Here is a 16,997-nt window from a genome sequence, read left to right as displayed (position 1 = left end):
CGACGGGCATCGTGAAATAATATATAAAACAACAAAAGCCTCCAATTTTGAAAGTGGAGGCTTTTGTATTGTATGAAAATAAATAGATTAACTCTCTGGAGCCAATTCTAATTCTAATCCTTCTAATTCAGGTGTGATTGGAATTTGACATCCCAAACGGCTGTTTGCTTTTACGTAGAATGCTTCTGAAAGCATAGCTTCTTCATCTTCACCCATTTCTGGCAATGTTACACCATTGATCACATAACATTGGCAAGAAGCACACATCGCCATTCCACCGCAAGTACCTTCTACAGGCAATTCATATGCTTTACACAATTCCATGATATTCATGGCCATGTCAGTAGGAGCTTGTAACTCGTGTATAACTCCTTCTCTGTCTTTAATTTTAATTAATACATCCATTTTTTAGGGGATTGGGTTATGCGTGAGGGATAGAAGCAGTCCGCCGCGGCGGACGGGGATAGCCCGACGATTTTAAGGAATAAGGTCCATGAGCGCAAACTACATTTGGCCTTGTTCCTTAAAATGGTCACGCCCTCACTATTATATTATGCTACGTTGACAACGGTTTCTATTTGTGGGGCAAATTTTTTGATGGTCGTTTCTACACCTGCCTTCAAAGTCATTTGGTTCACACTACAACTGGTACATGCTCCTTCTAATCGAACTTTGACATGTTTATCATCCTCGATGGAAACTAGGGTAATATCGCCACCGTCAGAGTTTAAGAAAGGACGAATTTCTTCTAGCGCTAATAACACATTGTTAGTTAATTCTTCTGTTGTCATAATTTTTTGATTAAAAAAACTGAATTTTATAAATTCAATTTTAGCTTATTTTTTTACTGCTGAACAACCTGCCATAGTAGTAATTTTGATAGCTTCGGAAGCAGGTAAATTTTCATTTCTATTGATTGTTTCTTGGACTACTTTTCGAGTTATGCCTTCAAAAACCGTTTCGATTACAGAACCCGTTTGCAGGGCTGCAGGGCGACCGTAATCACCTGCTTCGCGAATAGATTGTACGATTGGCACTTCACCTAAGAATGGCACTTGTAAATCTTCTGCTAGGTTTTTGGCTCCTTCTTGGCCAAAGATGTAATACTTGTTATTTGGCAATTCTTCGGGTGTGAAATAAGCCATGTTTTCTATAATTCCAAGTACAGGAACATTGATCGCTTCTGACATGAACATCGAAACTCCTTTTTTAGCATCGGCCAAAGCTACTGCTTGTGGCGTACTCACCACTACAGCACCTGTTACTGGCAAGGATTGCATGATTGAAAGGTGAATATCTCCTGTTCCTGGAGGCAAGTCGATTAACATAAAGTCTAATTCCCCCCAATCAGCATCAAATATCATTTGATTCAAAGCTTTTGAAGCCATTGGACCTCTCCAGATTACAGCCTGGCTTGGTGAGGTAAAAAATCCGATAGATAGCATTTTCACTTCGTAGCTTTCTATTGGTTTCATTTTTGACTTCCCATCTACTTGAACTGAAATAGGTTTTTCATTTTCTACGTCAAACATGATTGGCATGGATGGTCCGTAAATATCGGCATCAAGAACTCCAACTGAGAATCCCATTTTTGCCAATGATACTGCTAAGTTAGCCGTTACAGTAGATTTCCCTACTCCTCCTTTACCAGAAGCAACAGCAATGATGTTTTTGATTCCAGGAATGGACTTCCCTTTCACTTCTGCTTTTTCAGGAACTTGAACTTTACTATTAATTTTAATTTTAGCTTCAGGCGAAACTAACTCTAAAATGGTTTTCTTGATGTCGTCTTCTGCACGTTTTTTGATGTGCATGGCAGGTGTTGTTAAAACCAACTCTACTACCACTTCATCGCCAAAAGTAAGCACGTTAGCAATGGCACCACTTTCCACCATATTCTTTCCTTCACCAGCTATAGTAATGGTTTCTAAAGCTTTTAGAATTTCTTTTCTATCTAATTTCATTCTGTATCCTAATTTCTATTGGTAATTTCAGCCGAAAACATTGTGTTTATTTAAACTGATTTCAGATTGCAAAGATAAGTGATTAAGTTCTTATTATAAAGCATTTAAATTGGATTTATTGTTACGGAATTACACTCTTTTTTGAACCCTAATTATCGCAAAAAGATTTACAAAAAACAAAGATTGATTAAAACAAAATCAACTATACTAAGCAGGAATTTTACCAACAAATACAAGTTGAAATAAAAAAATACAGAATTTAACGGATTAGATTAGTAAAAACTCGTTCTTATAATCAACATATCCCAATACAAAACACTGTTTACAGCTCACTTACAGAAGGTTCCCAAAAATGCTTTTCAAAATCCACTATTTGATTATCGACCACTTTGATTCCTTCGCTTTCTAGGAGTTGTTGCATGAGATTCGTCCCTTCAAAATGAAATTTTCCAGTCAATAACCCTTTACGGTTTACAACTCTGTGAGCAGGAACATCTTCTAAGTTATGGGATGCATTCATCGCCCAGCCTACCATTCGAGCAGACCGACTTGCTCCCAAAGCTTTGGCAATAGCGCCATAGGAAGTCACTCGACCAAAAGGGATTTGGCGGGCTACTTCATAAACGCGTTCAAAAAAATTACTTGTATTACTACTCATAGGAAATGAATTATTTCGCAATACTAAGACCTAAATTTGTTTTAATTTTTTATTATAATCCTGTGGTACAACTCTAACAATTTCTTTAAAGCTCGTAAAGAAAGGGTTATAGGATGAAAATCCAACTTCTTTAGCCAAGGAATCTAAGGTATTGGAATATAGATAATCGTTTTCAATTAATCGAACTGCATCCTGAATTCTAACCATCTTTTTAAATTCAATAAAACTAATTTTAGAATGGTATTTAAAAACATACGTCAAATGACTTTTAGGCACACCTAATTTCAAGGCTAGATCTCCCAAAGTAACCGAAGGATTTCGAAACCAATTTTGACTAAAAGCAATCATTTCAATATTATCAATATAAGTTGACAAATGATCGTCAATTTTTTCTTTTAATTTTAAATCTTGAATATTCGAAACATTAATTTCTTTGGAAAAAATCCAAAACTCACCAAATACTATTTCAGCAGTTCTTTGTTCTATGAGCTTATCGTTCAGCAATTGATAGCCGAACAATATCTCAGGCGTCAAAAGTACCTTGAAAAATAAAACGCATGAAAAAACAGCAGTAATCCACAAATAATTGTTTCCATAAGAGACGGTACCTGAAAACAAATCTATAAAAAGACACACCAATAAACGGACTATTGCCAATATGCAAATAATCAAAATTAAGACTGTCCAATCTTTAAGTAATACAAACTGTTTTTCAAGTACATTAATCTTGGGGTTAGTGACCCACAAACTATTTCGCAATTCAACATAACTCAGGTAAACATAAAATATGGCTATAGCCGAAAAGACAACATGATATATAATGTTCATATATTCCTCAGAACTATTTATTAAAATATTCGCAACCCCTAAAAAGGCTGGAAGAATAAAATGTTTCATTTCTACATAGTTCATCCCTTTACTATTCTGAATGAGCTTATGAAAATACAAATAGACACAAGGGAAAATGACCGCTAAAAAAGGAGAATAACTTGGTATACTTTTTTTGAAAATGGAATCAGGATTTAACTCGATAAAGCCAGAAATAAAAAACCTTGCAGAAAGAAGAAAAAACAAAATCAGTAAATAAACATTAACTAATTTATTTGATTTGTATTGTGTAGAGATAATTATTAAAGTAATAAACCCTAACAATCCAGTCATAAAATACAGTATCATCACGAGCATATTATATTATTTTTCTTAATAATCACTAAAACCAATGCTAAAATTAGCCCGTTTGGACTCAAGCAAAAAACCAATCCCGTGAACGGCTAAAATAATCGACCAAATACAATATCATGTATTTTTAATCTTCCAAATACTACATTAATAAGAATCAGAAACTAATTTCTATTTACTAAAACCTTAAAAACTCTTATTAAATGCATAAAATCAAAGCGCAGAATCGAATCCGTTTAAAATCATATCGTAACATTAAATACTATTGCATAAAACTAAGGCGATATGAAATACATTTTTTTACTTTTTTACTCTAGTTTCTACGGCCAATATTTACACCATCATATGCTTTCTTCACAAGGAAGCAGTTCCAATTTAAGCAATGGGCTCATTGTCAAACAAACAATAGGTCAACAAACTATTTCAGGAACCAGCAAAAAAGAGTATGTAGTACTACAGGGCTTTCAACAAAATTTCTGGTCAAAATTAATCTCATCCTCATCCAGCAAAAACAACATTATTGTTCAGGCACACCCCAATCCATTTATTGACAATATCAATTTTCAATTTTCGAATGCAACAGACGAAGATGTAACGGTAAGCATTTTTAACATTAGCGGACATCTCATATATCAAGAAAAGAAAAAACCAGTGAACTTAATCATCAACCTACAATTAGGCTATTTACCAGGCTCTGTTTTTCTGTTGAGACTGTATAATTCCCAGCTCGATTATTACACAAAAATTATAAAATCCTTATGATAAAAAAACTACTTATTTGTATTTTCTTTTTTGGATTCCAATCCATAGATGCACAAGAATTATTTTTATTTGCAGGTGAAAACTTCACCCACTATCACTACAAAGACTCTTTTGGAAATGCTAATCCAATCATTAGTAAACAAAACAAAAGTCATTTTGAGAGTGGTAAACATTACGATTTAGGATACATACACCATTTTGAGAAAAGCAATTTATCATATATTGGGAGCATCACTCTTAACGAATTTAATGCCAAATATTTTCTACCAACTACTACTGAGGTGTATTTTTGGAAAACAAAATATATTGGAATTCAAAATCTAGCTTCCTTTAGCTTATTTAATTCACAAAGTAAATTCAATACCAGTATCAAGGCTGGAATTAGTCTATCATCCTTACTTAGTGGGGAACAAAATGCAAACGGAATTTACTATAACTTGACTGACCAAAAAGATTTTTCAGGTTTGCTTTTGCAATCTTCTGTTGGAGTCAGTGCTAATTATAAAATAACAAATTCAGCCTCTTTAACCTTAGGATATAATCTATCAACTGTTGTTAAAACTTCTAAAACTTCCAATGAAAGTTTGCATTTCACGAATAGTCAATTGCAATTTGGCATCCAATTCCCTATCTCCCCAAATCAAAATTAATTATGAAAAAAATAATCTTCCTACTAGTTTTATTGATCACTACAATTGGATTTTCTCAAACAACTGGCATTAGTTACCAAGCTTTAATTCTTAATCCGAACGTACAACAAATACCAGGCGCAAATACAACCACAATTCCATTGATGAATCAATCGATTTGTTTGCGTTTTCAAATTAAAGATGCTTTCAATCAGATAGAATACCAAGAAACTATTTCCACGTCAACAGATGAATATGGTATGGTAAATTTAACTATTGGTAACGGAACTCAAACAGGAGGTTCGGCAGTAAATTTCAGAAGTATAGTTTGGGATTCTTTAATAAAAACATTAACGGTTGGCTTAAATGCTAGTGGCTCTTGCAGTTCATTTATCGAGATCAGCAATCAAGAATTCTCGTATATTCCTTTTGCTTATTCAGCTAAAAGTGCAGAAAATGTAACTGGAATTGTCAATATTCAAAATGGAGGAACAGGAGCAAATACGGTGAATGGAGCCAAGATTAATCTAGGGATTAACAATATTGACAATACGGCTGACGCAAACAAACCAATATCTTTAGCCTCACAAGCAGCACTGAATTTAAAGGAAGATTTAACCAACAAATCTACAGACGTCACTACAGATGCGACTTCTGACACGAAATACCCATCGGTGAAATCGGTGAAAACCTATGTGGATGCTTCGGCAACGGCTGGTTCGACTGCTTTAACTAATGAAGTAAATCGTGCCACTGCTGCGGAAAATACGATTGCTACTAACTTAGTTACAGAAACAACCAATCGTACTACTGCAGATGCGACTTTGACAACCAATTTGGCGACCGAAGTAAGCAGAGCAACCACTGCAGAAAACACCATAGCTACCAACTTAGCAACAGAAACTACCAACAGAACTGCTACTGATGCCCTAAAAGAAGATTTGTCCAACAAATCAACAGACGTCACTACAGACGCAACTTCTGACACGAAATACCCATCGGTGAAATCGGTGAAAACCTATGTGGATGCTTCGGCAACGGCTGGTTCGACTGCTTTAACAAATGAAGTAAATCGTGCCACTGCTGCGGAAAATACGATTGCTACGAACTTGGCTACAGAAACAACCAATCGTACTACTGCTGATGCGACTTTGACAACCAATTTGGCGACCGAAGTAAGCAGAGCAACCACTGCTGAAAACACCATAGCTACCAACTTAGCAACAGAAACTACCAACAGAACTGCTACTGATGCCCTAAAAGAAGATTTGTCCAACAAATCAACAGACGTCACTACAGACGCAACTTCTGACACGAAATACCCATCGGTGAAATCGGTGAAAACCTATGTGGATGCTTCGGCAACGGCTGGTTCGACTACTTTAACAAATGAAGTAAATCGTGCCACTGCTGCGGAAAATACGATTGCTACGAACTTAGCTACAGAAACAACCAATCGTACTACTGCTGATGCGACTTTGACAACCAATTTGGCGACCGAAGTAAGCAGAGCAACCACTGCAGAAAACACCATAGCTACCAACTTAGCAACAGAAACTACCAACAGAACTGCTGCGGATGCCCTAAAAGAAGATTTGGTGAACAAATCTACAGATGTCACTACAGACGCGACTTCTGACACGAAATACCCATCGGTGAAATCGGTGAAAACCTATGTAGATGCTTCGGCAACGGCTGGTTCGACTGCTTTAACTAATGAAGTAAATCGTGCCACTGCTGCGGAAAATACGATTGCTACAAACTTAGCTACAGAAACAACCAATCGTACTACTGCTGATGCGACTTTGACAACTAATTTGGCGACCGAAGTAAGCAGAGCAACCACTGCTGAAAACACCATAGCTACCAACTTAGCAACAGAAACTACCAACAGAACTGCTGCGGATGCCTTAAAAGAAGATTTGGTGAACAAATCTACAGATGTCATTACAGACGCGACTTCTGACACGAAATACCCATCGGTGAAATCGGTGAAAACCTATGTGGATGCTTCGGCAACGGCTGGTTCGACTGCTTTAACAAATGAAGTAAATCGTGCCACTGCTGCGGAAAACACGATTGCTACGAACTTGGCTACAGAAACAACCAATCGCACTACTGCTGATGCGACTTTGACAACCAATTTGGCGACCGAAGTTACTAGAGCAACCACTGCAGAAAACGCAATCACTACTAATTTAGCAACAGAGACTACCAACAGAACTGCTGCTGATGCCCTAAAAGAAGATTTGTCCAACAAATCAACAGACGTCACTACAGACGCGACTTCTGACACGAAATATCCATCGGTGAAATCGGTGAAAACCTATGTGGATGCTTCGGCAACGGCTGGTTCGACTGCTTTAACTAATGAAGTAAATCGTGCCACTGCTGCGGAAAATACGATTGCTACGAACTTGGCTACAGAAACAACCAATCGCACTACTGCAGATGCGACTTTGACAACCAATTTGGCGACCGAAGTAAGCAGAGCAACCACTGCAGAAAACACCATAGCTACCAACTTAGCAACAGAAACTACCAACAGAACTGCTACTGATGCCCTAAAAGAAGATTTGTCCAACAAATCAACAGACGTCACTACAGACGCGACTTCTGACACGAAATACCCATCGGTGAAATCGGTGAAAACCTATGTGGATGCTTCGGCAACGGCTGGTTCGACTGCTTTAACTAATGAAATAAATCGTGCCACTGCTGCGGAAAATACGATTGCTACGAACTTGGTTACAGAAACAACCAATCGTACTACTGCTGATGCGACTTTGACAACCAATTTGGCGACCGAAGTAAGCAGAGCAACCACTGCAGAAAATACGATAGCTACCAACTTAGCAACAGAAATTACCAACAGAACTGCTGCTGATGCCCTAAAAGAAGATTTGGCCAACAAATCTACAGATGTCACTACAGACGCAACTTCTGACACGAAATACCCATCGGTGAAATCGGTGAAAACCTATGTGGATGCTTCGGCAACGGCTGGTTCGACTGCTTTAACTAATGAAGTAAATCGTGCCACTGCTGCGGAAAATACGATTGCTACGAACTTGGCTACAGAAACAACCAATCGCACTACTGCTGATGCGACTTTGACAACCAATTTGGCGACCGAAGTAAGCAGAGCAACCACTGCAGAAAATACGATAGCTACCAACTTAGCAACAGAAACTACCAACAGAACTGCTACTGATGCCCTAAAAGAAGATTTGTCCAACAAATCAACAGACGTCACTACAGACGCAACTTCTGACACGAAATACCCATCGGTGAAATCGGTAAAAACCTATGTGGATGCTTCGGCAACGGCTGGTTCGACTGCTTTAACTAATGAAGTAAATCGTGCCACTGCTGCGGAAAATACGATTGCTACGAACTTAGCTACAGAAACAACCAATCGTACTACTGCTGATGCGACTTTGACAACCAATTTAACTGCAGAAGTAAGCAGAGCAACCACTGCAGAAAACACCATAGCTACCAACTTAGCAACAGAAACAACCAATCGTACTACTGCTGATGCGACTTTGACAACCAATTTGACTGCAGAAGTAAGCAGAGCAACCACTGCAGAAAATACAATAGCTACCAACTTAGCAACAGAAATTACCAACAGAACTGCTGCTGATGCCCTAAAAGAAGATTTGTCCAACAAATCAACAGACGTCACTACAGACGCGACTTCTGACACGAAATACCCATCGGTGAAATCGGTGAAAACCTATGTGGATGCTTCGGCAACGGCTGGTTCGACTGCTTTAACTAATGAAGTAAATCGTGCCACTGCTGCGGAAAATACGATTGCTACGAACTTAGCCACAGAAACAACCAATCGCACTACTGCTGATGCGACTTTGACAACCAATTTGGCGACCGAAGTAAGCAGAGCAACCACTGCAGAAAATACAATAGCTACCAACTTAGCAACAGAAACTACCAACAGAACTGCTGCTGATGCCCTAAAAGAAGATTTGGCCAACAAATCTACAGACGTCACTACAGACGCGACTTCTGACACGAAATACCCAACCGTGAAATCGGTGAAAACCTATGTGGATGCTTCGGCAACGGCTGGTTCGACTGCTTTAACTAATGAAGTAAATCGTGCCACTGCTGCGGAAAATACGATTGCTACAAACTTGGCTACAGAAACAACCAATCGCACTACTGCAGATGCGACTTTGACAACCAATTTGGCGACCGAAGTAAGCAGAGCAACCACTGCTGAAAATACGATAGCTACCAACTTAGCTACAGAAACAACCAATCGTACTACTGCTGATGCGACTTTGACAACCAATTTGACTGCAGAAGTAAGCAGAGCAACCACTGCAGAAAATACGATAGCTACCAACTTAGCAACAGAGACTACCAACAGAACTGCTACTGATGCCCTAAAAGAAGATTTAACCAACAAATCAACAGACGTCACTACAGACGCAACTTCTGACACGAAATACCCATCGGTGAAATCGGTGAAAACCTATGTGGATGCTTCGGCAACGGCTGGTTCGACTGCTTTAACTAATGAAGTAAATCGTGCCACTGCTGCGGAAAATACGATTGCTACGAACTTGGCTACAGAAACAACCAATCGCACTACTGCAGATGCGACTTTGACAACCAATTTGGCGACCGAAGTAAGCAGAGCAACCACTGCAGAAAATACGATAGCTACAAACTTAGCAACAGAAATTACCAACAGAACTGCTGCTGATGCCCTAAAAGAAGATTTGTCCAACAAATCAACAGACGTCACTACAGACGCGACTTCTGACACGAAATACCCATCGGTGAAATCGGTAAAAACCTATGTGGATGCTTCGGCAACGGCTGGTTCGACTGCTTTAACTAATGAAATAAATCGTGCCACTGCTGCGGAAAATACGATTGCTACGAACTTGGTTACAGAAACAACCAATCGTACTACTGCTGATGCGACTTTGACAACCAATTTGGCGACCGAAGTAAGCAGAGCAACCACTGCTGAAAATACGATAGCTACCAACTTAGCAACAGAAACTACCAACAGAACTGCTACTGATGCCCTAAAAGAAGATTTGGCCAACAAATCTACAGACGTCACTACAGACGCGACTTCTGACACGAAATACCCATCGGTGAAATCGGTAAAAACCTATGTGGATGCTTCGGCAACGGCTGGTTCGACTGCTTTAACTAATGAAATAAATCGTGCCACTGCTGCGGAAAATACGATTGCTACGAACTTAGCCACAGAAACAACCAATCGTACTACTGCTGATGCGACTTTGACAACCAATTTGGCGACCGAAGTAAGCAGAGCAACCACTGCAGAAAATACGATAGCTACCAACTTAGCAACAGAAACTACCAACAGAACTGCTGCGGATGCATTAAAAGCTAATATAGATTCCCCAACACTTACTGGAACCCCAACAGCTCCAACAGCTACGGCTGGTACAAACACAACACAAATTGCAACGACCGCCTTTGTCAAAAATGAAATTGCAGAGGCAAACTACTTACCGATTACAGGTGGCACTTTAACTGGAGCTCTAAACGGTACATCGGGAACTTTCACAGGTAAATTAACCTCAAATAAATTTGTACTTGGAACAGATATGTCGCTAAACCCTATAGATGACGGACAATCCGTATTAGCGTCATGGCACGGTTTACAATTAGTAGGCAACACACAATCTGATGTTGTTGATTATACTCCTATAAACATTGGGGCAAACAATGATTTCTCAGTTATCATTCCTAACCAACAAGCAGACAAAATTGGATTAATCATTCAAGGACAAAATGCACAAACTGGAAATTTACTTGAATTTAGAAACAGCAGCAACTCAACTCTATCTGTATTTGATGCTACTGGTAAATTAGCATTAGGAAAAGCTTCAGCTACAGAAGCTTTAGATGTCATAGGCAATATAAAATCAACTGGGCACATTCAGTCTTCAGGATTTAAAACAGCTACAGGCACTTCCTCTCAATTTTTAAAAGCAGATGGTAGTGTGGATTCAAATAGCTATTTAACACAAAGTACTGCTACAACCAACTATGTAAACTTAACCACTAACCAAACTATTAGCGGTGATAAGACATTTAATTCGGATGTTACTATAAACGGACTTGTTGTAGGAAGAGGTAATTTTAATGAAAATTCAAATACGGCAATAGGACTGGGAGCTTTAAGCAGTAATGCTGGCTATGCAAATACGGCAATAGGACGTGGAACTTTAGCCAATAACGTTAATAGCGGAGGCAATACCGCACTTGGTTATATTGCATTATCAAACAATATTTCTGGGAATGACAATGTCGCCATTGGAAGTCAATCCTTAGAAACCAACACTTCAGGTTCTGGAAATACCGCCATCGGGAAGCATGCAGATGTCTCTTTTGACGGAATTTCGAATTCTACTGTTATTGGGGCTGATGCCGTTGTAACAGCATCAAATACTATTCAATTAGGAAACACCAGCATTACTTCTGTCAATACCAGTGGTACTGTTACCGCAACTGGATTTAAAACTCCAACTGGCACTTCATCACAATACCTAATGGCAAATGGTTCTGTATCTACAGGAGCTGCTCCGGTTACAGAAGTAGCCGATGAGTTTTCAGCAACGGCATCACAGACAATTTTCACACTTACGCAAACCCCTTCATCTAATAGTAAAGTAAAAATGTACATTAATGGGATTCGAATTAGCAATACGGCTTATTCCATCTCCGGAACCACTCTAACCTATATTCCGGCAAATAACGGCTCTAATAACCTTTCTGTAAATGACAGAATTCAGTTTGATTATTATTATTAAAAACGATAGGATGTCACAAAAAATAAAATATATAGTATTGATTACGTTTGCTTTATTTATTAATGAAATAAAAGCAGGTTCAGTGATTAATAATTCGATTGTATTGACGCAAAGTACACTAAATTCTTATACTTGGCCCGTAACAATTAACGGAGGAACTTCTGGCTCCCCGATTGTTATTACATTAGGGGAAGATGTGACTTTAAATAGTTCCCTTAACTATTTTATCTTAAATGGAAATTATATCAACTTTAACGGCAATGATTATAAGATTAACATTTCAGGAGTTAGTTTCTACAATGGATTGATCAAAAATGGTTCCTATGAATCGTCTTGGGTAGAAGATCCTAATGACCCTTTTAATTACATTCAGCAAATAACCATAGTAAATGGCTTTTCAAATATTTACATTTATAATTTGACAATTAATGCTATCAATAGTGATTTGGCTTCTGGCGCAGGCTGGATTGGGCAAAGTGCATTTTCAATAAACGCCACAAATGGTGTTTTTGAAAACTGCCGTTCAAATGGTCCAATTCGCCAAGGATCGGGAGGAATAGTTGGCGAAAGAACAGGCGTAACCGTTAAGAAATCCTCTTTTTTAGGAACACAAATAGGTGGATATGCAGGAGGGATATTTGGAGAAAGAAGTTCCGGAACTGCAATTGATTGCTACTCCGCAGCACCTAACCTTGGAAATAGAGGTGGTGGTATTTTTGGTGGCAATGCTGTAAATGCCACAGCCACAAATTGCTATTCGCTATCAACTATTGTTGATAATTCAGGGGGTATATTTGGAGGTTTTTCTTCAAATTGCAACGCTTCCAATTGCTACAGCCTGGGAACAATCGGCACAAATGCCGGGGGAGTTTATGGAGGGAATTCCTCTGGTGGTACCGCAACCAATTGTTATAGTGCAAACGGGAATTGGAATAATGGAACTGCAAATAGTATCTTAACAGGAACAAATGGTACGGTGTGGAATACTATTACAAGCCCCTACAAATTAATTGCATTTGCCACTTCAATTACATCAGATACTACCATAACCCAAGCATGGATTGACAATCGAATCCACAATTTACCAATTTTATTGAACACCGATGTAACCCTGACTATTGCAGAAAATTTAACCTTTAATGACGCAAATATGTATTTTGCCATTCGGGGTACAGGCGTTACAATTGATGGAAATGCAAAGACAATAACCTTAAGTAATATTACCAATTACAGAGGAATATCTAATAACGGAAATTATTTAGATGCTAATGTTAGCGCATTCTCAGGTTCTATTGTAAAAAATATTGGCGTAATCAGTAACAATTCCACTCTAAAAGAATATTGTGGATGGATTGGTCAACAGGGATATGGAAACGGAGAAGAATTTACAATAACAAACTGTTATTCAACAGGAAATATAACTAATGATGGTTCAGGCGGAATTCTTGGAAATGCCTTTATGAACGGTACTATTTCAAATTGCTACAGTCTGGGAAATATATCAGGAAGTTATGCGGCCGGAATTGCTGCAACAAACAATTATCAAGCGAGTAAAATTAGCAACTGTTATGCTAATGGAACTATAAGCGGGTCAGATGCAAATGGAATATGCCATCCCGATTTCATGATGGGTGGAGATTCATTTTTAAATTGTTATGTATCTAATGGCACATTCAACCCGACAAATGCAAATAGTAATCTGATTGGCACAGACGGCACCATTTGGAACACCACAGCTATTCCATACACATTAATCGTCTTTAATGTATTAAAATGGGGGATTTCAGCATATGGAGAAAAGACGCAATTGAATACGATTCAGATTGACAAAAACGGAAAAAAAGGTTCCGCTAATCCAGTTTCTGAAAACGGAAAAATCAATTAGTTAAATAACGAACCTTGAAGATAGTGTTGTGACAAAATTTATTTAGGTCTCAGTCCTTCCTATTACATTCTTGTTGTCTTAAGCTTGACAGATTAACGCTCAAGAAAAAGCCTACCCCCAATAATACTCCAAAATATTAATCAAAGTAACTATTGAAATCAATCCCGTAATACTCCCAATAATTAGATTCATATTTTTTAAAAGAGAATGAGCTTTAGACTCTACTTTTTGGAAGAAAGCGATATAGCAATAAAATACTAAGAACGAACCTAGGACAACGCCACTTACGAAAGTCAAAATCGAGCTATTCATGAAGGAAAAAAGTTGGTAGGAGGCTAAAGTAATGCTTACAAAAACATAATACGGAATTGGAAAGAAATTTAATCCGGAAAGCAACATCCCTAAAAAGAAACGTTTCTTTTTACTTTTTTTACCAATTTTAGCCTTCTTTATTTTGGGCTTCTTGGCAATGAACAAAAAATAAATAGTAACTAATGCAAAAAGAACAAAACCTATCTCGCGCAATAACAGTATAATATCCGGACGGGCATTGATAACCCGTGCAAAAAAAATAGCCACATAAACCTGAAAAAAGATAATTGTAACCGCTCCTAAAACAAACCAATACGCATTTCTCTTCCCTTCTTTGAGATTCACCTTAGCAGCTGTCATATTAATTAGTCCCGGCGGAATAATCCCTATAACAGCAGAAACAAATCCTAAAAATAAAGGAGTTATAAAATTCATTTAGCGTATTTAAAGCGGCCAATCAGGATGAACGCTTGATTAAGGTTTAATTTTGAATCTAATAAAAGTAATCGCTTTATTAATTTCTAGATATTGTTTTTCGTAAAAAGTTTGAAAAGCAGTCACTTCCTCTGGACTACCTTCATTTTTATACACATTATGATTGGCATATAAAACTTCATGTCCTTCACCATGTAATAACCCTAAAGTATAACCATGCATGAATTCACTATCAGTTTTCAAATTCATAATTCCATCCTTTTTAAGGATTTTTTTATATAATTTCAAAAACTCAGAATTCGTCATTCTATGTTTCGTTCTCTTGTATTTGATTTGTGGATCTGGAAAAGTAATCCAAATTTCGTCCACCTCATTTTCGGCAAAGATGTGGTTGATTAATTCAATTTGAGTACGTACAAAAGCTACATTGTGCAAACCTGTTTCCACAGCTGTTTTAGCACCACGCCAAAAACGAGCCCCCTTGATATCAATTCCAATAAAATTTTTATTCGGGTATCTTTCGGCTAAACCTACAGAATATTCTCCTTTACCACAACCCAATTCTAAAACAATAGGATTATCGTTTTTGAAAAAATCTGAATTCCATTTTCCCTTTAAAGGGAACAATTCGCCTACTACTTCTTCTCTAGTTGGTTGAAAAACGTTATTGAAGGTTTCGTTTTCCTTGAATCTTTTTAATTTATTTTTGCTACCCACGGTTTTTTATAATATTTTACTTCGTACAGTTTGTACCTAAAGCTTTTGGCCTGCAAATTTAAGCAAATATATAAGACCGATGAGATTTTAATAAACGATTTTTAACTTAACCACAAAGCGCTATAAACTCACAAAGCTTTTTTGTGAGTTTCGAAATTAACTTTGACTTTTGATAACCAACGACTGTACCTTAGCAAATCATGATACAGACCAGCAGTAATTATTCAGTGCATTCAATAGGAAAAAGCGTTTCATCATGTTGGGAAATATCCAAACCTATTACTTCAGACTCATGAGAAACACGCATCGGAATAATCCAATTCGTTAATTTGAACAGTAAAAAGGCACCAAAAAAAGTAAAAATAGAAACCAATACCAATGCCATCATGTGGTGACCAAAAACCCCCCAACCACCATGTAGTAAACTCGCATCTTCTCCATGAGCAAAAACAGCTGTTAGGATCATTCCCATAATCCCGCCCACACCATGGCAAGCAAAAACATCTAGCGTATCATCAACTTTTCGCAACAAACTAGAATGTACTAATGCATTGGACACTATCGCGGTGATGAATCCAAAAAACATACTTTCTGGAACCGAAACATAACCCGCTGCTGGTGTTATAGAAACCAACCCTACAACAGCACCAATACAAGCGCCAAGAGCCGATACTTTACGTCCGTTTATTCTATCAAAGAAGATCCATGTTAACATAGCTGCTGCCGAAGCGGTAGTTGTAGTAGCAAAAGCCATTGCTGCCACTCCATTAGCTTCTAAAGACGAACCCGCATTGAAACCAATCCATCCAAACCATAACATTCCTGTTCCTAACAACACAAACGGAATATTGGTTGGTACATGATTGCTATTATTTCTTTTCCCTAAAACCATTACTCCTGCTAAGGCCGCAAAACCAGCACTCATATGAACCACCGTTCCTCCTGCAAAATCTTTTACTCCAAAATACGAACCTAAAATCCCTGTAGGATACCAAACTGCATGACATAAAGGTGCATAGATAAATATAGTAAATAAGCAGATGAACAATAAATACGAGATAAAACGAACACGCTCAGCAAAAGAACCCGTAATAATCGCAGGGGCAATTACTGCAAACTTCATTTGAAACAAAGCAAATAACATAAAAGGAACCGTAGCTGCGATCTTTTTATGAGGCAAAATATTGACATAATCTAAAAAAGCAAAAGAAGAAGGATCTCCAACCAAACTGTAAAATCCATCACCTATTCGAACACCAATAGGCTCACCAAAAGCTAAACTAAATCCAACAATTACCCAGATTAAGGTAACTACTCCCATACAAATAAAACTTTGTAACATGGTCGAAATCACATTCTTCTTCCCTACCATTCCACCATAAAAAAAGGAAAGTCCAGGGGTCATAATCAATACTAAACAACATGAAGTTAACATCCAAGCCACATCAGCCGCAACGATTTGGTCCAAACTTCCAAATTGAGATAAAATTTCGTTAGTATTTGTACAAACAGGCCAAAATAATCCTGCAACACACACCAAGCTAATTATTGTAAAGGAAATAATCCAACGTCTTTCTATTTTCATTTTATATTTTTTACCCCGTTATTTTCAGGGGGCAAATT

The 16,997-nt window shown here is 37.8% G+C and carries 12 protein-coding genes; 4 read left to right on the top strand and 8 right to left on the bottom strand.

Features of this window, described 5'->3' with window-relative positions:
- Positions 1-87 precede the first annotated feature (87 nt).
- From ACNH59_RS06800 to ACNH59_RS06780, 5 genes are all read right to left on the bottom strand, one after another.
- Positions 88-405 (bottom strand): 2Fe-2S iron-sulfur cluster-binding protein, encoded by a 318-nt coding sequence (locus ACNH59_RS06800; RefSeq protein WP_418264677.1) that lies wholly within the window; start codon positions 403-405, stop codon positions 88-90.
- Positions 406-551: 146 nt separating this feature from the next.
- Positions 552-791 (bottom strand): NifU family protein, encoded by a 240-nt coding sequence (locus tag ACNH59_RS06795; protein WP_418264676.1) that lies wholly within the window; start codon positions 789-791, stop codon positions 552-554.
- A 45-nt stretch (positions 792-836) separates the two neighbouring features.
- On the bottom strand, positions 837-1,964 hold the full coding sequence (locus ACNH59_RS06790) for a P-loop NTPase (RefSeq protein ID WP_418264675.1): 1,128 nt from the start codon (positions 1,962-1,964) through the stop codon (positions 837-839).
- A 322-nt stretch (positions 1,965-2,286) separates the two neighbouring features.
- Positions 2,287-2,622, bottom strand: a complete 336-nt coding sequence (locus ACNH59_RS06785) for an MGMT family protein (RefSeq protein WP_418264674.1) — start codon at positions 2,620-2,622, stop codon at positions 2,287-2,289.
- Positions 2,623-2,652: 30 nt separating this feature from the next.
- A complete protein-coding gene (locus ACNH59_RS06780; protein WP_418264673.1) occupies positions 2,653-3,519 on the bottom strand; it encodes a helix-turn-helix domain-containing protein in 867 nt (288 codons plus the stop codon).
- 567 nt (positions 3,520-4,086) lie between these two features.
- On the opposite strand from ACNH59_RS06780, the gene ACNH59_RS06775 reads away from it, so the two are divergent.
- The 4 genes from ACNH59_RS06775 to ACNH59_RS06760 are packed head-to-tail and all read left to right on the top strand — an operon-like array spanning position 4,087 to position 13,910.
- Positions 4,087-4,563, top strand: coding sequence for a T9SS type A sorting domain-containing protein (locus ACNH59_RS06775; protein ID WP_418264672.1), 477 nt, complete (start codon positions 4,087-4,089; stop codon positions 4,561-4,563).
- Positions 4,560-5,213, top strand: a complete 654-nt coding sequence (locus ACNH59_RS06770; protein WP_418264671.1) for a hypothetical protein — start codon at positions 4,560-4,562, stop codon at positions 5,211-5,213. Before ACNH59_RS06775 ends, ACNH59_RS06770 begins: the two co-directional genes overlap by 4 nt.
- A gap of 2 nt (positions 5,214-5,215) precedes the next feature.
- Complete coding sequence (locus ACNH59_RS06765) at positions 5,216-12,025, top strand: hypothetical protein (RefSeq protein WP_418264670.1); 6,810 nt, start codon at positions 5,216-5,218, stop codon at positions 12,023-12,025.
- A 10-nt stretch (positions 12,026-12,035) separates the two neighbouring features.
- Positions 12,036-13,910: a hypothetical protein gene (locus ACNH59_RS06760; RefSeq protein ID WP_418264669.1), complete on the top strand. Its 1,875-nt coding sequence runs from the start codon at positions 12,036-12,038 to the stop codon at positions 13,908-13,910.
- Positions 13,911-14,021: 111 nt separating this feature from the next.
- Here ACNH59_RS06760 and ACNH59_RS06755 read toward each other — a convergent pair whose 3' ends face one another.
- The 3 genes from ACNH59_RS06755 to ACNH59_RS06745 all read right to left on the bottom strand — a co-directional run bounded on the left by ACNH59_RS06755 (position 14,022) and on the right by ACNH59_RS06745 (position 16,959).
- The gene (locus ACNH59_RS06755; protein ID WP_418264668.1) at positions 14,022-14,657 is read right to left on the bottom strand and encodes a LysE family transporter; all 636 of its coding nucleotides are present in this window, start codon (positions 14,655-14,657) and stop codon (positions 14,022-14,024) included.
- A gap of 39 nt (positions 14,658-14,696) precedes the next feature.
- Entirely contained in the window at positions 14,697-15,374 is a 678-nt protein-coding gene (trmB, locus tag ACNH59_RS06750) for a tRNA (guanosine(46)-N7)-methyltransferase TrmB (RefSeq protein WP_418264667.1), read from the bottom strand.
- Between the two features lie 220 nt (positions 15,375-15,594).
- On the bottom strand, positions 15,595-16,959 hold the full coding sequence (locus ACNH59_RS06745) for an ammonium transporter (RefSeq protein ID WP_418264666.1): 1,365 nt from the start codon (positions 16,957-16,959) through the stop codon (positions 15,595-15,597).
- Positions 16,960-16,997 lie beyond the last annotated feature (38 nt).

Source organism: Flavobacterium faecale, assembly GCF_048320115.1.
Lineage (GTDB): Bacteria > Bacteroidota > Bacteroidia > Flavobacteriales > Flavobacteriaceae > Flavobacterium > Flavobacterium faecale_A.
This window is presented reverse-complemented; position numbering and strand designations above follow the sequence as displayed.

Bases quoted from the DNA above. Each gene is read 5' to 3' on its own strand.
- ACNH59_RS06755 (WP_418264668.1), bottom strand. From the start codon at position 14,657: ATGAATTTTATAACTCCTTTATTTTTAGGATTTGTTTCTGCTGTTATA.
- ACNH59_RS06790 (WP_418264675.1), bottom strand. From the start codon at position 1,964: ATGAAATTAGATAGAAAAGAAATTCTAAAAGCTTTAGAAACCATTACT.
- ACNH59_RS06765 (WP_418264670.1), top strand. From the start codon at position 5,216: ATGAAAAAAATAATCTTCCTACTAGTTTTATTGATCACTACAATTGGA.
- ACNH59_RS06770 (WP_418264671.1), top strand. From the start codon at position 4,560: ATGATAAAAAAACTACTTATTTGTATTTTCTTTTTTGGATTCCAATCC.
- ACNH59_RS06760 (WP_418264669.1), top strand. From the start codon at position 12,036: ATGTCACAAAAAATAAAATATATAGTATTGATTACGTTTGCTTTATTT.
- ACNH59_RS06775 (WP_418264672.1), top strand. From the start codon at position 4,087: ATGAAATACATTTTTTTACTTTTTTACTCTAGTTTCTACGGCCAATAT.
- ACNH59_RS06795 (WP_418264676.1), bottom strand. From the start codon at position 791: ATGACAACAGAAGAATTAACTAACAATGTGTTATTAGCGCTAGAAGAA.
- ACNH59_RS06800 (WP_418264677.1), bottom strand. From the start codon at position 405: ATGGATGTATTAATTAAAATTAAAGACAGAGAAGGAGTTATACACGAG.
- ACNH59_RS06785 (WP_418264674.1), bottom strand. From the start codon at position 2,622: ATGAGTAGTAATACAAGTAATTTTTTTGAACGCGTTTATGAAGTAGCC.
- ACNH59_RS06745 (WP_418264666.1), bottom strand. From the start codon at position 16,959: ATGAAAATAGAAAGACGTTGGATTATTTCCTTTACAATAATTAGCTTG.
- ACNH59_RS06780 (WP_418264673.1), bottom strand. From the start codon at position 3,519: ATGAAACATTTTATTCTTCCAGCCTTTTTAGGGGTTGCGAATATTTTA.